Origin of the sequence: Campylobacter sp. RM16192, from assembly GCF_004803855.2 — a bacterium.
In the GTDB taxonomy this organism is placed as follows: Bacteria; Campylobacterota; Campylobacteria; order Campylobacterales; family Campylobacteraceae; genus Campylobacter_A.
The window spans coordinates 219,160-238,100 of the sequence record NZ_CP012552.1 but is presented as its reverse complement, the minus strand read 5'-3'; the positions used below and the strand labels follow the sequence as shown (position 1 = coordinate 238,100).

General features: G+C 35.1%; 23 protein-coding genes, 1 tRNA gene and 1 pseudogene. 10 read left to right on the top strand and 15 right to left on the bottom strand.

Going from position 1 to position 18,941, the window contains the following annotated elements:
- Positions 1-85: 85 nt before the first annotated feature.
- Positions 86-183 (bottom strand) — tRNA-Sec (locus tag CDOMC_RS01240).
- Between the two features lie 82 nt (positions 184-265).
- Between CDOMC_RS01240 and CDOMC_RS01235 the strand changes: the two genes are divergently transcribed.
- Positions 266-865, top strand: coding sequence for a BON domain-containing protein (locus CDOMC_RS01235; RefSeq protein WP_172127246.1), 600 nt, complete (start codon positions 266-268; stop codon positions 863-865).
- On the opposite strand, the gene CDOMC_RS01230 is transcribed toward CDOMC_RS01235, so the two are convergent.
- The 3 genes from CDOMC_RS01230 to CDOMC_RS01220 are packed head-to-tail and all read right to left on the bottom strand — an operon-like array spanning position 848 to position 4,595.
- Entirely contained in the window at positions 848-3,307 is a 2,460-nt protein-coding gene (locus tag CDOMC_RS01230; RefSeq protein ID WP_172127244.1) for an efflux RND transporter permease subunit, read from the bottom strand. The genes CDOMC_RS01235 and CDOMC_RS01230 overlap by 18 nt on opposite strands.
- A 5-nt stretch (positions 3,308-3,312) precedes the next feature.
- Positions 3,313-3,903, bottom strand: coding sequence for an MlaC/ttg2D family ABC transporter substrate-binding protein (locus CDOMC_RS01225; RefSeq protein WP_172127242.1), 591 nt, complete (start codon positions 3,901-3,903; stop codon positions 3,313-3,315).
- 2 nt (positions 3,904-3,905) lie between these two features.
- On the bottom strand, positions 3,906-4,595 hold the full coding sequence (locus tag CDOMC_RS01220; RefSeq protein WP_172127240.1) for an MlaA family lipoprotein: 690 nt from the start codon (positions 4,593-4,595) through the stop codon (positions 3,906-3,908).
- Positions 4,596-4,796: 201 nt separating this feature from the next.
- Here CDOMC_RS01220 and CDOMC_RS01215 point away from each other — a divergent pair, with 201 nt between their 5' ends.
- The 9 genes from CDOMC_RS01215 to CDOMC_RS01175 all read left to right on the top strand — a co-directional run bounded on the left by CDOMC_RS01215 (position 4,797) and on the right by CDOMC_RS01175 (position 11,959).
- Positions 4,797-5,579, top strand: a complete 783-nt coding sequence (locus CDOMC_RS01215; RefSeq protein WP_172127238.1) for a TOBE domain-containing protein — start codon at positions 4,797-4,799, stop codon at positions 5,577-5,579.
- A gap of 2 nt (positions 5,580-5,581) precedes the next feature.
- Positions 5,582-6,328 carry a molybdate ABC transporter substrate-binding protein gene (modA, locus tag CDOMC_RS01210; RefSeq protein WP_172127236.1) on the top strand — a complete coding sequence of 249 codons (747 nt, stop codon included), beginning with the start codon at positions 5,582-5,584 and terminating at the stop codon, positions 6,326-6,328.
- Positions 6,328-6,723, top strand: a complete 396-nt coding sequence (locus CDOMC_RS01205; protein WP_172127234.1) for a TOBE domain-containing protein — start codon at positions 6,328-6,330, stop codon at positions 6,721-6,723. Before modA ends, CDOMC_RS01205 begins: the two co-directional genes overlap by 1 nt.
- A complete protein-coding gene (locus CDOMC_RS01200; RefSeq protein ID WP_172127232.1) occupies positions 6,716-7,585 on the top strand; it encodes an ABC transporter ATP-binding protein in 870 nt (289 codons plus the stop codon). The genes CDOMC_RS01205 and CDOMC_RS01200 overlap by 8 nt, the downstream gene beginning before the upstream one ends.
- Positions 7,578-8,258, top strand: coding sequence for a molybdate ABC transporter permease subunit (modB, locus tag CDOMC_RS01195; protein ID WP_172127230.1), 681 nt, complete (start codon positions 7,578-7,580; stop codon positions 8,256-8,258). Before CDOMC_RS01200 ends, modB begins: the two co-directional genes overlap by 8 nt.
- A gap of 94 nt (positions 8,259-8,352) precedes the next feature.
- On the top strand, positions 8,353-8,829 hold the full coding sequence (locus tag CDOMC_RS01190) for a redoxin family protein (RefSeq protein ID WP_172127228.1): 477 nt from the start codon (positions 8,353-8,355) through the stop codon (positions 8,827-8,829).
- Positions 8,830-8,898: 69 nt separating this feature from the next.
- The gene (locus CDOMC_RS01185; protein ID WP_172127226.1) at positions 8,899-10,236 is read left to right on the top strand and encodes an MBOAT family O-acyltransferase; all 1,338 of its coding nucleotides are present in this window, start codon (positions 8,899-8,901) and stop codon (positions 10,234-10,236) included.
- Positions 10,236-11,222: a DUF459 domain-containing protein gene (locus tag CDOMC_RS01180; RefSeq protein ID WP_172127224.1), complete on the top strand. Its 987-nt coding sequence runs from the start codon at positions 10,236-10,238 to the stop codon at positions 11,220-11,222. Before CDOMC_RS01185 ends, CDOMC_RS01180 begins: the two co-directional genes overlap by 1 nt.
- Before the next feature lie 17 nt (positions 11,223-11,239).
- On the top strand, positions 11,240-11,959 hold the full coding sequence (locus CDOMC_RS01175; RefSeq protein ID WP_172127222.1) for a hypothetical protein: 720 nt from the start codon (positions 11,240-11,242) through the stop codon (positions 11,957-11,959).
- 27 nt (positions 11,960-11,986) lie between these two features.
- Here the strand turns inward: CDOMC_RS01175 and CDOMC_RS01170 are convergent, their stop codons facing one another.
- From CDOMC_RS01170 to fdh3B, 11 genes and pseudogenes are all read right to left on the bottom strand, one after another.
- Complete coding sequence (locus CDOMC_RS01170; protein WP_172127220.1) at positions 11,987-12,634, bottom strand: NAD(P)H-dependent oxidoreductase; 648 nt, start codon at positions 12,632-12,634, stop codon at positions 11,987-11,989.
- 34 nt (positions 12,635-12,668) lie between these two features.
- On the bottom strand, positions 12,669-12,911 hold the full coding sequence (locus CDOMC_RS01165) for a hypothetical protein (RefSeq protein WP_172127218.1): 243 nt from the start codon (positions 12,909-12,911) through the stop codon (positions 12,669-12,671).
- Positions 12,896-13,171, bottom strand: coding sequence for a hypothetical protein (locus tag CDOMC_RS01160; protein ID WP_172127216.1), 276 nt, complete (start codon positions 13,169-13,171; stop codon positions 12,896-12,898). The genes CDOMC_RS01165 and CDOMC_RS01160 overlap by 16 nt, the downstream gene beginning before the upstream one ends.
- Positions 13,171-13,470, bottom strand: a complete 300-nt coding sequence (locus CDOMC_RS01155) for a DUF883 family protein (RefSeq protein ID WP_172127214.1) — start codon at positions 13,468-13,470, stop codon at positions 13,171-13,173. The genes CDOMC_RS01160 and CDOMC_RS01155 overlap by 1 nt, the downstream gene beginning before the upstream one ends.
- Positions 13,471-13,695: 225 nt before the next feature.
- Positions 13,696-14,718 (bottom strand): selenide, water dikinase SelD, encoded by a 1,023-nt coding sequence (gene selD / locus CDOMC_RS01150; RefSeq protein WP_172127212.1) that lies wholly within the window; start codon positions 14,716-14,718, stop codon positions 13,696-13,698.
- The gene (yedF, locus tag CDOMC_RS01145) at positions 14,718-15,314 is read right to left on the bottom strand and encodes a sulfurtransferase-like selenium metabolism protein YedF (RefSeq protein WP_172127210.1); all 597 of its coding nucleotides are present in this window, start codon (positions 15,312-15,314) and stop codon (positions 14,718-14,720) included. The genes selD and yedF overlap by 1 nt, the downstream gene beginning before the upstream one ends.
- A 171-nt stretch (positions 15,315-15,485) precedes the next feature.
- The gene (locus tag CDOMC_RS01140; RefSeq protein WP_172127208.1) at positions 15,486-15,674 is read right to left on the bottom strand and encodes a sodium-dependent tyrosine transporter; all 189 of its coding nucleotides are present in this window, start codon (positions 15,672-15,674) and stop codon (positions 15,486-15,488) included.
- A gap of 102 nt (positions 15,675-15,776) precedes the next feature.
- A pseudogene (locus CDOMC_RS01135) lies at positions 15,777-16,427 on the bottom strand (winged helix-turn-helix domain-containing protein); the annotation flags it as partial.
- Positions 16,424-17,206 carry a formate dehydrogenase accessory sulfurtransferase FdhD gene (gene fdhD / locus CDOMC_RS01130; protein ID WP_172127206.1) on the bottom strand — a complete coding sequence of 261 codons (783 nt, stop codon included), beginning with the start codon at positions 17,204-17,206 and terminating at the stop codon, positions 16,424-16,426. The pseudogene CDOMC_RS01135 and the gene fdhD, both read right to left, overlap by 4 nt.
- Before the next feature lie 212 nt (positions 17,207-17,418).
- Positions 17,419-18,324 carry a formate dehydrogenase subunit gamma gene (locus tag CDOMC_RS01125; protein WP_172127204.1) on the bottom strand — a complete coding sequence of 302 codons (906 nt, stop codon included), beginning with the start codon at positions 18,322-18,324 and terminating at the stop codon, positions 17,419-17,421.
- Complete coding sequence (gene fdh3B, locus CDOMC_RS01120; RefSeq protein WP_169975630.1) at positions 18,321-18,941, bottom strand: formate dehydrogenase FDH3 subunit beta; 621 nt, start codon at positions 18,939-18,941, stop codon at positions 18,321-18,323. The genes CDOMC_RS01125 and fdh3B overlap by 4 nt, the downstream gene beginning before the upstream one ends.

The following is an 18,941-nucleotide window of genomic DNA, read 5'->3' as shown; positions in this document are numbered from 1 at the left end:
AGTATTATTGTATCATTTTTTTTATTTTTATCTAATATAAGAGGTAATAAAAACTGATTGAGAATAAAAAAATCCACACTTAATATGGCGAGAGGATGAGAGAATCGAACTCCCCGCAGAACGGTCAACCGCCCCGCCATCGGATTTGAAGTCCGCGAGCGCCACCAGATCGCTTTATCCTCCATGAGAATAGTATTTTATCAAATTTTATATAAATTTTAGTTTGATTTTTATAGTATTTATGCAAAAATCATTTAGGTTAGTTATGAATATTTGGCTAATTTTTAAAAAGATTACTGTTTTGTTGCCTATATTTTTATTAAGCGGCTGTGTTGAGATGATTACTAGCCCTGTTTCTCCTATGACAGGAGTAAATATATATGACGCTTACGCCATATCTCAGGACGAAAGAGGAATATACTCAATCGCAAGAGACAAATTTGTAAAAAGTAAAATTCAAAGCAAAATTCTATTAAGCTCAGGGCTTAGCAATATCAGTATAGATGTGGAAAGCTTTTACGGAAATGTATATTTAATAGGCGTTGTGCCAAATATAAAACACAAAGAGAAACTTATAGAGTTGGCTAAAAACACGGAAGGCGTAAATAAAATTTACACATACATAAGATTTCCAGAAGATGCAAAAGAGTGCAAAAGCAATGTGAGTATAATGCTGGCTCTAAAAAACAGCCTATTTAAAGATAGTATAATAAGTGGCACTAGCATAAGAGTAAGCGTAGTGCAATGCAATGTAGTTTTTACCGGAATCATTACAAGTATAGAACAAGAAAAACACGCCATCTGGTATGCCAAGCATATAGATGGAGTTTATGACGTATACTCTTTTTTAAGAGTGCTTAATTAATTTCTCGCCATAAAAACTATGAATCAATGCAGGAAGCAAAATAAGCGCTCCAAGTAGCATCATCGCCATAACAAGATCGGTTAACACTCCAAAATATATAGTAGGGATAAAATTGCTAGTAACCATTACGCTAAAGCCCAAAAATATAGCAAAAGATGTGTAATACATAGCATAGCCTATGCTTGCGTGAGAAGCTTTTATGCTCTCTTTAACACTCTTGATTCTGTTTTCTATTTTAAATCTATGAATATAGTGGATCATATCGTCAACCCCTATTCCTATACTGATAGAAGCTATAGTAATACTCATGATGTCAAGTGGGATTTGCGCCACTCCCATAACTCCAAACACTATACAAAGCGGAATTATATTGGCAACTATACTAATTAAAGCCAGCTTTATACTTCTAAAGATAATGCAAAATACTATAAAAAGAGTCAAAAAAACAAAGCCAAATGAGTCGATTTGAGAAAAAATGAGACTTTGAAGCATATTATTATAAAGCACCATTGCACCGCTTATCTCAACTTTTACATTATCATTTTCAGTAATTTTTAAAAGATCATTTTTAAGCTCTTTTAAAAACTCGTCCCGTCTTAAATTTTTATCCGAATCTATAGTGCGAAGCGAAAATCGTACCTGATTATCCTCAATGCTTACAAAAGGACTTAAAATTATATTTTTATAAGTTTGAGGCATCTGTTCATACATTACGCTAAGTAAAAAATCATCCGCCTCACCCTTATTTAAAATTTCTATAACATCTAAAAGAGTGCCCAAACTAGAAACTTTGCCTACAAATTCCTTATTCTCAAGATACTCATGGACCTTCTTTACAACTCCCATTTTATAGCTATTAAACCAATATTTTGCATCATTTGCACTAGCTTCAAATTCAGCCTCAAATTCGTCTTTTATCTCACTTGGAGCACAAGTTTGGTCATCTTTTTTGAAAGTTATCAAAACATCTACAGGCACGGTTCCACCAAGTTTTGTGTCAATTACCTGCATGCCTTTAAAAATTTCAGTAGAGCTCTTAAAATATTCAATAAAGCTATTTTCAACTTTTAATTTTGAGATTCCATAAATTCCAAAAGCTAGCATAAGAGCACTTATGCCATAAACTGCGAATTTGTAATTTATAGCAAAATTTGCACAAATCTTAGTAAAGCTAAATTTATCTTCAAACGTCCTAATAGGCTGAAGTTTCTTTAAATTTGAAACAACCGAACCAAATATTAAAAATGCCAAAACAAAAGATACCGAAATAGAACTACTCATCATAATTCCAAGCATAATAACCGGCTTTATGTCTGAAAATGCAAGGGATAAAAAGCCTATTACGGTAGTAAAAATTGCAAAAAATGATGGATTTATCTTATCTCTTAAGGTAATATAGACTAGCTGACGCTGGTTTAACTTGGGTTTTGTTAAACAAAATTCCCTATAACTTACAATAAGATGTATGACTACAGATATGGTTATAATAAGCTGAAGCGCTACGAAATTTGAGGATATTACAGTGATTTCCCAACCCAAAAAGCCAAAAATGCCTGTTGCAAAAATAACACTTATAATACAGATAAATATAGGCAAAACTATCCAACGAAACTGCCTAAAAAACAGCCAAAGACTAAAGATAAGCAAAAGAGTAACACTAATACCGTATATATAAAGATCCGATTTCACATACGATACCATGTCACTAGCAATCATATTAACTCCGCCTAAAAAAAGCTTCTCATCATCTTTAAATTTTTTAATTGCCTCTCGTACCTGCTCTACACTTCTTTGCTCAACTACTCTAAGCTGATCACGATAGGCTTTAAACTCTGAGCTAATAAGCCTAAGCTGTTTTTTTTCATCACTACTAATAGTGCCGTTTAACTCTTTATTTAAAAGCAAATTTCTAGAATTTAATATACTATTATACTGCTCGTCGCTCTTTAAATTTAAAATTATTGCAGTAGTTTTTAAATCACTACTCACAAGTGAATTTGAATACAAAGGAGAGCTTGCAAATTCCTCTCTTGCAGCGGTTTTATTGATATCCTTATCATTTAAAGCTGGAATCTTGTCAATAATATCGCTAAGTGATTTTGCCGAACTTTGAAGCAATGGAACATTTAAAATAGATACAATGCTATCGACAAGCTCGTTTTTGGCAAATTCATCAGATAAGAGTCTAATTTTTTCGATAGTTTTATCATCTAAAAGATCATTTTTAGGAGTATAGGCGACTACAAGATAATTTGGACTTGCATATCGCTTAGCAACATCTCTAAACAGAGCCAAATCCTTATCGTCTTCAAGCAACAAGGTCTCTGTAGATGCATCCACGGCAAGCTTAGTAGAAAAATAGCCAAGTATAACAGTTAAAGCAAGCACTATAGAAAGTATTTGCTTCGGATAAAAAACTATAAATTTAAAGATTTTTTTCATAAAGCCTATTTGCTGTCTTCAGGTAAATTTACCGTTTCAAGTATATTTATTAAATCCTCAAAAGTTCCGTTTTCAAGAAGACTACCAAACTGACTTCTGTATGTCTGCACTATACTAACTCCGAGTATATCAAGATCATATATCAGCCAGCCTTTCTCCTTTGCATTATAAAATTTATATATGAAAGGATGCTCTTTACCGGAGCTAACAACGTCTCCATTAAGCCAATATCTATTTTCATTTGGCTTTGTAACATCTTTTAAATTTATAGACTGATCAGTATAGCTTAAAAGCTTATCTACATAAGAGTTTTTAAGCCTAGATTCAAAGACTTTTTCAAACTGCTCTTTTTGAGCTTCGCTAAGAGTATTATATCGCTTTGAAAGGCTAATTTTAGCCATTTGTTTATAATCAAAAAAAGGATCAAAAATTTTAAAAATTTTAACAGATTTTTCATCTTTATTTAAATTTTGATCCTTCAATACCACTATTGCATCATCTGTGGCTTTTTGAATGCTTGGTTTTATTTCACTCTCACTAATCGCAAAAAGCGATACTGAAAAAAACAGAAAAAATACAAATTTTAAAAAATTCATCTCTACTCCTTTATTAAGTAGTTTCTGCGCTGCTCATAAGCATCGCGCAAAAACGGATATAGATCTATGGCGTCTTTTTTTAGTCTGTTGTATGCATCAACATCTAAAGAGATATTATTAGATTTTTGATAAATTTTTATCCCATTTGAAGACGTTTGAGGCTCTATATATGTGATAGGGTTTGACAAATAATCCCCTGCAAGACCAAAAATATCACGTAAATTTGAAGGTCCTAAAATTGGTAAAACTATATGAAAACCGCTTCCAACTCCCCAATATCCAAGCGTTTGACCAAAGTCTTCATTATGGCGCTGTAAATTATAATATTTGGCCCCATCCGTAAGTCCGCCAAAACCTACTATAGTATTAGCAATAAATCTTAAAGCCTCTTCTCCGGCAAACTTAAATTTAAATTGCAAAATATTATTTACAAATCGAATAGGAAACATTAAATTATCAAAAAAATTATCAATAGCCTCTCTGGCAGGATGCGGGACAATATAATTATACCCTTTGAGTGTTGGATTTAATAAATTTTCATACAAAAAATCATTGACATTAGTCATAGTCCTATTATATCTGGACAATGGATCAAAAACTTCTGTCCTATCTTTGAATTCATCATCAAATTCACTCATATCATTTGCAAATAAAATGATAAAACTGAGTAAAAAAGAGAAAATAAATTTCATCTACACCTTTCAAAAAGATTAATAATATCAAAAAAATTATAACAAAATTTGCAATTTTATAATTTTGTCGCTTTTAAATTTATAAAATCTTAAATACACAAAAATAACACTTTAAAAAATTTTCAGTTTATTTTTATATATACTATTTTATACTTAAAAAATTATATTTTTATATCACAACCTGATAATAGAGGAAAATTCATGAAAGCCGATGTAAGTTTAGAACTATTTTTAGATAGTGGAGTGCCTGTTTTAGCTAAACATATAAACCTTCTCAAGGCTGTAGATGAAACAAAAAGCATAACAAAAGCGGCCGAGTTTGTAGGAATTTCATATAAAAATGCCTGGGATAGTCTTGACGCGCTAAATAACCGTTCGGAAAAACCGCTTATATCAAGAGCGCAGGGCAATAAGAAAAATAGCGGAAGTGAGTTGACCGAGTATGGAAGAAAGATGATAAGCGTGTACGAAGCTATGCTTGCATCTCAAAAAGTATTTTTGGAAAAAGTATGTTCAAATATTGATATCTCAACTAATGAAATAGTAAATTTACAACGTATGAGCATGAATTTGAGTGCTAGAAATCAATTATCATGCGAGATAATTAAAATTAAAACAGGAGCCGTAAATTCAGACATAATAGCCAAACTATCAAATGGCGAAATTTTACATGCCGCCGTTACTGTAGAATCAGAAAAAAATTTAAATTTAAAAGTCGGCAAAAAAGTAGTATTTATATTTAAAGCTCCAAGCGTTATGCTTGCTAAGGACGAAAATCTAAACATAAGTGTGGCAAATCAGCTAAAAGGCAAGGTGATAGAGGCTAAAATCGGCTCGGTAAGCGCTGAAATAGTCCTTGAGATAAACAATCATCAAACCATCACCGCAATCATAACAAAAGATAGCGCAATGGAGATGAAAATAGGCGTTGGCGACGAACTAACAGCCGTAATCAAATCAAGTCAAATCATAATAGGAGTATAAAAATGAAAAAAACTTTCTTTTCGTTAGTTTTAGCGGCAATCGCGACTTTTAATCTAAACGCTGGCGAGATCAACGTATTTGCCGCAGCAAACGTAACTTATGCGTTTGATGAGCTAAAGGCTGAATTTGCCAAGACAAATCCGGACACAAAAGTAACCGTAACGCTTGGCGGAAGCGGCGCTTTGACAACTCAGATCAAAAACGGTGCGCCTGCTGATGTGTTTATGGCGGCAAATATGAAATTTGTTGAAAATCTCGATGAAGCTGGCTTTTCTGCGACTCGCCCGATAGTTTATGCTCAGGGCATGCTTGCGCTATTTAGTATCCGCGACATAGATTTTACAAAAGGCATCAAAGCGGTTGAGGGATTAAAAGCCGTTGCTATCGCACTTCCTGAGTCAGCTCCTTACGGTAAGGCAAGTATTGAAGCGCTTAAAAAAGATGGAATTTTTAATAAGGTTGAAAAAAACATCATCTACACAAAATCGATTTCAGAGGCTCTAAGCTCGGCTCTTAGCGCAGCGGATGCGGGATTTATAGCGGCTAGCGCGATGTACGATCCGAAAATGGCCAAGTATAAAGAGGGTAAAAATTTCATCTTAGTTAATCCTGCTCTTTACACTCCGATCGATCAAGGCGTAATCCTTCTAAAACGCGGCGAGAAAAATCCTGAGGCTAAAGCATTTTACGACTTTATCCTAAGCGAAAGAGCAAAAGAGATCTTTAGAAAATTCGGATATAACATATAATGTTAAAGGCCCAAGTTTCAAATATCATCAGTAGCGAAGATGTAAATATCTTTGAATTTACGTCAGGCGATATGAATTTTTGCATGCTTGGACTTGAAAATTTGGACAAATTTAAAATCGGCGATAGTGTCACACTAGGCTTTAAAAGCTCGGATGTCATCATCGCAACGACTCCTTTGAAAAACTGCTCGCTTACAAACGAGATAAAAGCGACAATCTCAAATTTAACCAAAGGCAATATCACAAGCGTTTTGCATTTAAAGTCTTTAAATTTCGAATTTGAAAGCATAATAACGACAAAATCTTGCGAGAGGTTAAATCTTAAACAAAATGACGAAATTTACGCTTACGTAAAAGCCACTTCACTTTATATCAGCGGTAAAAATAGTGATTAAATGTAGATGTAAAAAGATATTAAACGGCTCTAGCGGACAGTTTTGCCTTGATATTGATCTAGATATCAAAAAGGGCGAATTCGTAGCACTTTACGGCAAAAGCGGTAGCGGTAAAACCACTCTTTTACGCTTGCTAGCAGGCTTTGAAACCCCAGATAGCGGCACGATAGAGGTTAGAGATAAGCTCTTCTTTGACGGAGTTAAGGCTCTGCCGCCTCAAAAGAGAAATATCGGATTTTTGTTTCAGGATTACGCTCTTTTTGAAAATATGAACGTGCTTAAAAATCTGCTTTTTGCAAACAACGACTTAGAGCTTGCAAACCACTTGCTTGATCTAGTCGAGCTAACATCACTTAAAAACGCTCAAATTTCAAAGCTCTCAGGCGGTCAAAAGCAGCGTGTGGCGCTTGCAAGGGCACTTATGCGAAAGCCTGAAATCATGCTGCTTGACGAACCGCTTTCTGCGCTTGATATATCTATGCGCGAGAAGTTGCAAGACTATCTGCTTAAAATTCACCGCGAATTTGATATGACGACCATCTTGGTAAGCCACGACATAGCTGAAATTTATAAACTTACTTCAAAGGTATTTGTCCTAAGCGAAGGTGTGATAGAGCGCTGCGGAAGCGCCGGCGAGATATTTTTAAAGCATTCAAATTCTCAAAAGCTTAGCTTTCATGCCAAAATTTTAGAAATTCAAAAGCGCGACTGCATTTATGTGGCGATCACTCTTGTCGGACAGCAGCTTTGCGAAGTAGTCTTAAGCCATCAGGAAGTGGCAAATCTAAAAGCGGGCGATGAGGCTACGCTTAGCGCAAAAGCATTTGCGGCAACTCTTAGAAAAAGCAAAAGCGATGTTTGATATATCAAGTATTGATTTTACGCCGTTTTATCTATCGTTAAAACTAGCTTTTATCACGACGATTATATTGTTTTTTGCCACGCTGCCGCTTGCCTACTGGCTAAGCAGATCAAATTTCAAAGCCAAACCGATAATCGAGTCCATAGTGGCTCTTCCGCTTGTTTTGCCACCATCGGTGCTTGGATTTTACATGCTTGTATTTCTTTCGCCGTACAATTTCTTTGGAAAATTTATGGAAGAAAATTTCGATATACGCTTGGTTTTTAACTTCTCAGGACTTGTTATAGCAAGCTGTATCTACTCGCTTCCGTTTATGTTTCAGCCGTTGCAAGCCGGGTTTTCAAGCCTACCAAAGAGCCTTTTTGAGGCTAGCTACTCGCTTGGTAAAGGCAAATGGGCTACTATGTTTTTAGTTGCGTTGCCAAACATAAAACCTTCGCTATTAACTGCGCTTATCGTTAGTTTTGCTCATACTTTGGGCGAATTTGGCGTGGTGCTGATGATCGGAGGAAGTGTCGGAGACAAGACAAAGGTTGCAAGTATCGCGATTTATGAAGCGGTTGAGCTGATGGACTATACGAAAGCGCATGTTTATTCCGCACTCATGCTGATAATCAGCTTTGTGGTGTTATTTTTAGTCTATTTCTTTAACGCTAAGCAGAAAAAAGCCTAAATTTAAGCTCAAATTTTACTGATTATAGCTTTACCAGCGCAGCTTTAATGAAAATTTATGCTATCATAAAATCAAATTTAACTAAGGATAAAGCATGGCTGTAAAAGATATAAACGGAAACGAAGTTGATTTTTTAAACCTGATTAAAAATAAAAACTGCGTTGTTATCGCCTATCCAAAAATGGGCGAGAGCGGGAAATTTCTGCCTGAAGAGCTAAAACAAACTAAAGGCTTAACGGGTTGCACAAACCAATGCAAAGCTTACCAAGCAAATCTTAGTGAAGTAGCTAAAATTGGCTTTGAAGTTATCACGGTTGGAGCTTTAAGTATAGAAAAAACAAAAGAGTTTAAAGAGGCTTTAGGAGTAAATTTTAGCTTTTTTAGCGATCAGGATTTCGAGCTTGAAAAGGCGCTAAATTTAGAAACTTTTAGCACGGGTGATGGCAAGAAATTTTATCACCGCCAAACTCTCGTCGTAAAAGACGGTAAAATCATAAAAAGATTTAATAGAATAAGCGAACCAGAAAATGATGTAAAAAATGTCATAGAAATAATAAAAAGTCAAATATAGGCAAAATTTAAATATTAAAGATTTCAAAACCAAATTTTTTATATAATCCAAATAAAATTTAGGCGGGTTATGAATCTTTTTTCTATAGAATTTGCGGTATCTTTCTTTATTTTTTGGTTGTTTTATTATTTTTTCAACTCAAATATAAAAGCTCAAAAATGGCTAATCCTTGGCTTTTCATATCTATTTTTAGGACTGGCTGGACTTAAATTCCTAATTATAAATATAATTTTTAGCCTGATTATATATAAATTTGCGAAAAAAATTTATGATACAAATTCCTCTTCTAGTCTATTTTTAGGTATTGTTTTTGTAGTTTTAACTCTTGCATTTTTCAAATATAACGGTTTTTTTGAACTTAATTTCGGAACTATAAAATTTGAAAACATAGCTCTGCCCCTTGGAGTTTCGTTTTACTCATTTATGAGTATAATCTTACTTGTAGATAGCTATAACCAAGAAATAGATAAACCAAATTTGCTCGATACTCTTTTGTTTTTGAGCTTTTTTGCAGTTATTATCTCAGGACCAATTTTAAAGCCTAAGCCATTTTTTGAAAAGCTAAACTCTAAAAAAGAATTTAGCGAAGAGAGTAAGATATTTACCCTACTTACGCTAGCAATTATTAAAAAATTACTAATAGCAAACCATCTTTTTGATATTATAAATCCTATCTTCCAAGCGCCAAATTCACTTGCAACATCAGAACTTATAGCCACTCTATTTGGTTATTCAATTATGCTTTATTGCGATTTTAGTGGATACGTGGATTTTGTTTTAGCTTTGGGATTGATGTGCGGATTTAATCTACCAACAAATTTCAATCGCCCTTTTGCAGCCTTAAATTTAAAAGAATTTTGGCAAAACTGGCATATATCTTTAATGAATTTTTTTAAAAACTACATTTACATACCCCTTGGAGGCAGCAGGGGTGGAACGCTATTAACTCAAATAAATGTATTGATAGTATTTTTTATATCTGGAATATGGCATGGAGCCGGGATAAATTTCTTAATCTGGGGACTAATGCATGGACTTGGAGTTATTTTTTTAAACTTAACAAAGGAATTGGATCTGCTGGTGTTTGATTGTTTAAAAAGATTTTTTACATTTGTCTTTGTTAGTTTTATATGGATATTTTTTGTAACAGATTTTATCGGAATGTTAAGATTTTTAAAAGCAATAAGTACAAATTTAGAAGGCGATCGTCTAAATATTATAGCTGTTTTTGCCATAGCCTTTTTATTTACTTTTATATATTCAAAAATAAATTTAAAATCTTTGCTGTTTACTTTTTTTCAAAAAATCAATCTATTTTTTAGTACAATTTTTTTGGCTATATTTGGATTGATTGTATATTTTTTAATGCCTAGTGGTATGCCAAATTTTATATATCAAGGATTTTAATGAGATCTTTTGCGGTAATATTTATAGCATTTTTTATCGTATTTATGGTCTTATTAAATCCATTTTCAATATATTTTGAAACAAAATATCAAAAGGATTTTTTTTTAAGTAATACAAAAATTGATAAATTTAGCATTTTTATTATAAATTTTATTAATAAACAATTTGATAATATAAATTTTATTAAAGAAAAAACATATTCACCTATTTCAAGGATACAGACTAATTTAGAAGAAAATTTAACACAAAGGAAATCTACAATATCAGAAAAAAATGATCAAAATTTAACTACGATATCCAAAGATGCAAATAAAACACAAATATCAGAAAAAAATAAAACAATATTGCAAAAAAAACCAATTCAACAAAAAAAGGTAAGTCTAGAATCAAACTCAACTATAATTTTAGTAGGAGATTCAATCATGAGAGGTTTTGGATGGGGGTTTGAAAATCTTTTAAAAAATAGACAAATAAAAGTAAAAAATTTAGGAAAGGCAAGTACTGGACTAATTAATAAGAAATTTTATGATTGGCAAAATGAGCTTGATAAAATTTTAGAGGAATACAAAAACGAAAATACTATTTTAATAGCAGCTTTTGGAGCTAATGATACTTACAGCTCTGCTTTCGATAAAAAAATAGAACAATTTGGCACAGAGGATTGGATAAATGGGTATAAAAATAGAGTAGAAGAGATATACCAAGTAGCACAAAAGTACAATACCGACATAGTTTGGATTGGACTGCCCTGTATGAAAAACCAAAAATATAGTGATAAAATACAAAACCTAAATCAAATTTTTAAAAGTATTGCTGATGAAAAAGGAGTGCAATTTATATCTCTAACAGATGCGATATGTAAAAATGGGAAATTTATAAAAATAGACAATAACAAGAAAGTATTAAGAGATGAAGACGGAATACATTTAAGCATGCACGGTTCAATACAAGCTGCAAAATTTGTAATAATTGAGATTTTAAAATAAATGCTAAAGAGGATAATATGACAGAAGAATATTTTAAAAAGTGGGCTTTAGGCTTTAGCGGATGTGATGGTGGAGATATAGGGTCACCTGAGAATCCAAGCACGTGGCTATGTGGCATAGAGTGGGGAATAGGTTTTAACGAAGATGAGTTAGAAAATATTTTTAAAAACAACGAGGAAAGCATACCTAAAGGCTATGAAAACAACGAGGAAAATTTAGCCTATCAATTTAATCAAAAAGCTCTCAAACTTTTAGCGTCTTTAAACGGATATGCCGACATTTTAAAGTTTAACGAGGAAGTAAAACCGTTTGTTATCAATTCAAAAGGTTATTTTAAGCTAAATTTATATCCTTTGGCTTTTAAAAATACTGACTTTGCTCTCTGGAATAAGCAACTTAGCATCGCTACAGGCTTTAAAACCAAGAACGAGTATATACAATGGATACAAGAAAACCGCTTTAAAGAGATGAGAAAAAGGGTAAAAATTTACAAACCAAAATTAATAATATGTGTAGGAATAAGCTATAAAGATGACTTTATAAAAGCGTTTGGCGATGATAATGTAGATATTAAACAAAGCGAAGCCGGAGGAAAGAAATTTTACTACTTTAAAAACAAAGATGGGATTTTGGTTATAATAACGTATTTTCTTGGCAACAGATTTGGCCTAAGCAGTGATTTAATGCTTAAGGAAACAGGCAAAGAGATAGCCAGACTACTAAAGTTTACTTTATAATAGATTCAGGGTTAATAGCCCCTGAATTTACTCTATCCACTTTACGACATCACTCATATCACGGCGATATTTTGGAGGTTGTTCATTTAGTCTATAGCCAAACGGCACGATGATAGCTACGCGGTGCTTAAGCGGGTCAATGCCTAAAATTTTACCTACCTCTTCGCGCTCAAAGCCCTCCATAGGGCAACTATCCACCCCAATACTTGCCGCCGCATTCATCATATTTAAAGCCGCAAAAAGACACTGTTCGTGCGCCCACTGAAAGATAATCTCATCATTATCTTGAAGCTTTTGCGCTAATTTGGTTTTATAAAACTCCTCTTTAGCTGCGCGCTCTTCAGGCGATTTAAAAGGAAATCTATCTATCATCTTATCTATATACTCGCTACCGCTTTTTAGCTCAGAGATCTTTGCAAGGACAACTACAAGATGAGAACAAGTAGTGATTTGAGTTTGCCCCCAAGATTTTTCTTTTATCTTCTCGCGCATAACAGGGTTTTGGACAACTATAAAATCCCATTGCTCAAGCCCAAGAGAGCTAGGACTTAATCTTCCAGCCTCTAAAATAAACTGGAAATCAGAACTTTTTATCTTCTTTTTTTCGTCAAAAATCTTGCAAGCATGACGAAAATTTATAATTTCCAAATAGTTTTTAGAATCCAAATGCTCCATAAAATCTCCTTTTATGATAGTTATTTTATCTATTCTATCTTTTAAAAAGCTTGATTAAAGCGGGCATAATCAAATTTTTATCTATAAAATTTATCAAAGCATCGGCAATCCTGCCTTGATTTATAAATTTAAGCTCGCGAGAGATGTCAAAGCCAGGATCGTTTAACAGCATCCTAAGCTTTGCCTCTTCGAGCCTTAAGCGCTTTTTGTTTTTATCCCTTCCCTCAAGCATAGCGACGACTACACCCAGCTTTTCTCTTGTCATCTTGCTTTCCATGAAGCTACCTTATATATGATAAATGCGGCTATAAAAGCGACAAAAGAGGTCGATAAATACGCTGCAACCTCACCTATTATAGAAACTAAAAGTATATTTAACCCGACAAGGAAAAATATAAATCCTATGATGGCTAATACAGTCGCCGTAACAGTCAGCAAAAAGCCGCTGGCACTCTTAAAAAAAGAGTGCCTTATATCATCAGCCTGAGCCTCGACAAGCTCTACAACAGAGACTATGAACTCAGATATATTTGCCATTATTTTTTGAGCAACCAAGCTAGCACGAAGCCAACTCCAGCAGCTATGGCAACGCTTTTAATAGGATCTTCTTTGATAGTGTCATTTACGCTATCAATGCTATCTTTACCTTTTGCTTTTAGCTCGTCTATATATTTTTTGATCTCTTCGACATCTATCTGATCTAAAATTTTATCCTTGCCAGCCTCAACTTTAGAAACTCCGATATCTTTAATTGATTTTACAATATCTTTTAAATCTGATTTTAGTGGATCAATATCGTTTTTTAAATCCTCTAGGTTAATCTCTTTTGCAGCCATTTCTGCTCCTTGTAAAATAAATTAGGCCTTGCTTTTTATAAAAAAATCCTTAAAATCCACTTTACTATATATTTGATAACAGGTATTAAATATAGTTGAAATTCAAATAAATGACCAAACAAACTTTATAAAATTAAAAAGATTAAATTTCTATCCATAAAGCTTTATAAACTACTCTCAAGTCTAAATGGACTTTACAATACTTATCAATTTTTAAAATTTATCCTAAATTAAATTTATATTATTTGTGTTATTTTTAGTAACAAAACCCACTATAGAACTCATCTCATATCCGACATCTTTTAAGCGTTTAAGCGCTAAATTTGCTTTCTTTTCATCAACTGCAAGCAAGAGTCCGCCTGAAGTTTGAGCATCATAAAGCAATATATCAGCCTCTTTTCCGCTTACAAATTTACTTGCAAATTCGCGGTTTTTATAACTTCCCGCAGGCAAAAGTCCCATACTCGCCATCTCTTTTGCACTCTTTAAGATAGGCACTTTGTCGGCAAAAATTTCAAAGCCTATATCATCTCTTAACATCTCGCTTAAATGCCCCAAAAAGCCAAATCCCGTTATATCGGTAGCCGCAGAAACACAGATTTCACTCATGGCACCCACGGCATAAAAATTTAGCTGAGCCATATAGTTTGCAGCCTCTTTTATCTGATTTAACTCCAGCATATCAGCCTTGATCGCAGTGCTTAACGCACCCATTCCAAGAGGTTTTGTTAAGATTAGCACGTCGCCAGCGCGTGCTGTATTATTCGCCCAAAATTTGCTTGGATGCACGCTTCCCGTTACGCTAATTCCGTAGTACATCTCCTTAGTCGCGATACTGTGTCCGCCCACAAGCGCACCGCCGCACTCGCGCACCTTACTTAGTCCGCCTTGCAAAATTTCGCTTAAAACTTCAGGCTCAAAGTGGCAGCTATCAAAGCCTACGATATTTAGCGCGTTTATAACCTTTGCACCCATAGCAAAGATATCGCTAAGAGAATTTGCCACGGCTATTTGACCGTAAAGATATGGATCATCGACAACTGGAGTGATGAAGTCAAGTGTCTGCACGAGCGCAATCTCATCGCTTAGCTTAAAGACGCTAGCATCTTCGTTCGTATCCACTCGCGTAAGCAAATTCTGGTGCGCCAGATCAAGTCCGCCAATGCTTTTGTGTAGACCCGACGGGTCCAGTTTGGCAGCTCAACCCGCAGCGGATACAAATTTAGTGAGTCTTTTATCGTTATACATCATAGCTTTATCACATCATATTTATCAAGCAGACTCACGACTTCATACGCGTTTGTCATCTCGCCGATACTTAATTTATCAACCAGTTTATAAGCCTCCAAACAGCTTCCGCAACTTAGAATTTTTACGCCTGCTCTTTCAAGCTCTTTTAGAGGAGTAAAGCTGACATGTCCGCGGTCAGTCGTCATTTTAACTGCGTTATTTACGCAAATTACCGCATAAGGCTTCGTTTCAAGCTGAAGAAGAGCGCCTATAAATTTTGACATAAGCCCAACGCCCACGGCTCCGCTTCCTGCGTACTCTTCGTTTATATACACAACTTTGCCTGCCTTGCTAGGCACATTGCAGATAAACTCATCAAAATTTTCGGCTTTTATACTAGCTCCGCTTTTAACGGCTTTTATCGTGGTTTCATTGCCGTTTTCAAAGATGCTAAATTTGATATTTTGACTAGTTAAAAAACGGCTAATGTTCTCTTTTGGAGCTACGGCATTTACTAAAATTTCTAAAATTTCGCCCTCTTTTAGCTCGTTTAAGGCGTTTTTAGTGTTTATAACCGGTTGCGGGCACTCTAAATTTCTACAATCTATTTGCATATTTTTCCTTTTTCTTGTCTCTTCAAACGGACTCTAGTCGACAAACCTTGAAGCTTAAAGGAGATTATATCATTTTAAATTTTAAAGAGTTAAAAGCAGAGTTGAAATTTTCGCAGAAGTGAAATTTTAAAAGTTACGGCGCCTAGATCTACTAAGCGCCTTTTGTGGTTGTTATTTGTTGACGAAGTTTTTCTCAAGCCATTCGATAGCTTTTGCTTCGCTTTCGAATTTTCCGCTCTTTGCAACTTGGTTTTGACCCTCGTAGAAGCGGATTCTGATACCGTCTTGCACGCTATCAACTTTTACTCTTGTGATCTTATCTTTATTAAGATAGACTCTGTCGTTTAGTTTGATATACATATTTTCTCCCTTGTATAAATTTGATTGCTATTTCTCTTCTTTTTTTATAAACAGCTCTTTAAAACGCTTGTTCGCGTACTCTTCGATGTCGGCCTGAAGCTACTTATAAGCGTTAATAAGCTCATAAGCTCTTTCATTTAGCGTGGTTCCTGCGTTATCTCCGCCGCCTTGCTTTGTATTTACAAGATCTTCTTTCATGTTTTTTTGTAAAATTTGCAAGTGATTCCAGCACTTTTTATAGTTCATTCCTAAAATTTCAGCCGCTTTAGAGATAGAGCCAACCTGAGCGATCACCTCAAGCACCTCAGTTTTACCCTTGCCAAAGATTAGCTCGCCTTCGGCATTTTCTATCCAAGTTTTAGTTTTTACTACCATTTTTTTACCCTTTTTCTCTTTAAAACAGCCTAGCTTACAGTATTTTACGTCGATCTTATAATCTTTTAAAGTTGAGCGAATTTTCTTTAACCCAACCCCTTTAGCCACGTCTCTACCGTCAGCGCAAAATATCCTTCTTTTTTCATCCAAAAACGGCTCAAGCTTAGCTAAAACCTCTACACTTCCGCTTTCACAATCAAGCTTTCCAAACTGCCCAAGCTCGCAGTTATCTATCTTAACGCCGATGTTTGAAGCTATTTTGCCGACTTCTTCGATAGGCGTTTTTGTCTTGGCTGAAATTTTAAAAGCCGAACCACAATCAAGTCTGCCGTTTGAATTCAGCAGATCATTTATCAAATTTTCGACCTCTTTACTCATCCTATAGTCCTCTCAAGTCCGCTATAAACATTCATATTTTCACCCCTTGCAAATCCGCAAAGAGTAAGGTTAAATTTACGCGCTATCAGCACTCCAAGGCTAGTCGGAGCCGTGCGCGAAACAAGTGCAGGCAAACCGTGCATAACAGCCTTTGCTACCATTTCAGAGCTTAATCTTCCGCTAACCATCAAAAATGTCTTACTCAGATCAACTCCTGCTAAACAGGCCTTGCCTACTGCTTTATCAATAGTGTTATGCTGAGCGATATCCTCTCCGATAAAGAAAGTATTTTCATCCACATAAAGCTTTGCCGTATGCACACAGCCCGTCATCTCATAAAGCTCGCACTGCGTGTAAAACTGCCCCATCTGCTTTAAAATTTCATCTTTTTTAAATTTGACATCGGCTTTTACGACTCTTGCCGCCATCGCCTCCGGATCGATGTTGGCGGTTTGTCCTCTACCGCATCCGCTTATGATGATAGCTTCTTCATCAAAGCGTTTCATACTCTTTTCATTTACTTTTGCGGATATTTTGACCATAAGTCCGTCATCCTCAAGCCTAACTTCGCTTATATCTTTTGGACTAGCTATTATATTCTCGCTTATAAGATAACCTACGGCAAGTGCTTCTTGATCCACAGGTGTCGCCATCATAACACCGAAGCGTTTGTCGTTGATCTGAATTTCAAGCTTGATCTCACGAACCAAAATATCATCTTTTAAAATTTGCTCATCGCCTTTAAATTTGGTGATTTGCGTAGTATAAATCGGTTGCATCGACTTCCTTTAAATTTTAATAAAACATAGTTATTCTATTAAAATTTACATTTGAATTGTATTAGATTTTAACTTAAATAAAGCATAAAACTTAAACTTATTTTATATCGTAATATTGGGTATCTTGAAGCTATTTGTTATGATTTTTTAGCACATTTCTTAAATTTTAAATTTAAAGGGAATTTGAATCCAAATTCCCCTGTTTATAAATTTTAAATTTGACCTTTACTTTGAAGCTCTTTATACCAATAGCTATGAAGTATAGCCACCTCTTCTTCCTCTTTATAGCCCGTAACCATAGACCAAATCGCTCCGTGAATAGCGATTGCCGCCATGTAAATATGCACAAGGAAGAAAACAGCACACACGATACCTAGGATATTGTGGATGATAGCTGAGAGCCTAAGAACCTCTATCTGGCTCATGCCAAGCATTCCTGCAACGTTTGGAGTTGAGAAGTCTAAGAAATACATCGCAGCTCCTGTTGCTATCATAACTACTCCGCCAGGGATAGCTATCCAATACCATGCCTTTTGTCCCGCGTTAAATTTGCCAGCTGGCACAGGGCGCTTAACCTTTGAAAGGTAGCCACCCACTATCATCATCCATTTGATGTCATAGATCGCAGGAAGCATTCTTTTTGTCCAATATAAAATCATAGGAGGCACAGAAACCGCAAATATTATAGTAGATATGCCGTGTAAATTTTTACAAACCCTAACAAATGTTCCGCCGCCAAAAAGATCACCCCACATCATAATGATACCGGTTGGAACAAGAATTACCCAAGATACTGCCGCAAGAGCATGAGATACACGCTCTATCACTCCGAAGGCGTAAATTTTCTTGCCATCGTGACTAAAGTGTTTTGGACCTATAATTAAAAAGTGCAAAACAAAAGCAAATACAACGGCAGCAATTATTGCAACAACGCCAAACGCGAAATAGTCATTACCTTGAATAAATGTAAAGAGTGGCCCAAAGCCATCTTCATAAGGCTTTATGTTTTCAACCCTGCCTGCAGCCCAAACATTACTTTCGTATTGATTTGTGCCGTCAGGTAAATTTAGAGCAAAAGCGCTTATAACAAACGCAAAAAGAGATAATATTTTTCTCATAATCTATCCTTTGTGTAATAGGCTATCTTCCAAGTTGGGCTCTGCTTGATATCTTTTATACCGTAACCTCTAGCGTTTACCCTGTCTTGATAGATTTGTGCAATTATAGCAGATTCCCCCACAAGTAACGCTTTTGTTGAACACATTGCGGCACATACCGGCACTTTGCCTTCAGAAATTCTGTTTTGGCCATACTCTTCAAACTCATGTTCGCTATTTGTAGCTTCAGGACCGCCTGCACACATAGTACATTTATCCATAGAGCCTTTAACTCCGAATACACCACTTTTTGGAAATTGTGGAGCACCGAAAGGACAAGCATACAAGCAATATCCGCATCCTATGCAAATTTCTTTATCGTGAAGGACGATTCCGTCGTTTCTGATATAAAAACAGTTCACAGGACATACAAGCGAGCATGGAGCATCTTCGCAGTGCATACAAGCAATAGACGTAGAAATTTCTTTGCCCTGAATTCCTTCATTTAATGTGATAACTCTGCGCCTTCTAACGCCTATAGGTAGCTCGTGAGCCTCGTCACAAGCTACTGCGCATCCGTTGCAATCAATACATCTATCATCATCGCAATAAAATTTTAATCTAGTTAAATCGCTCAT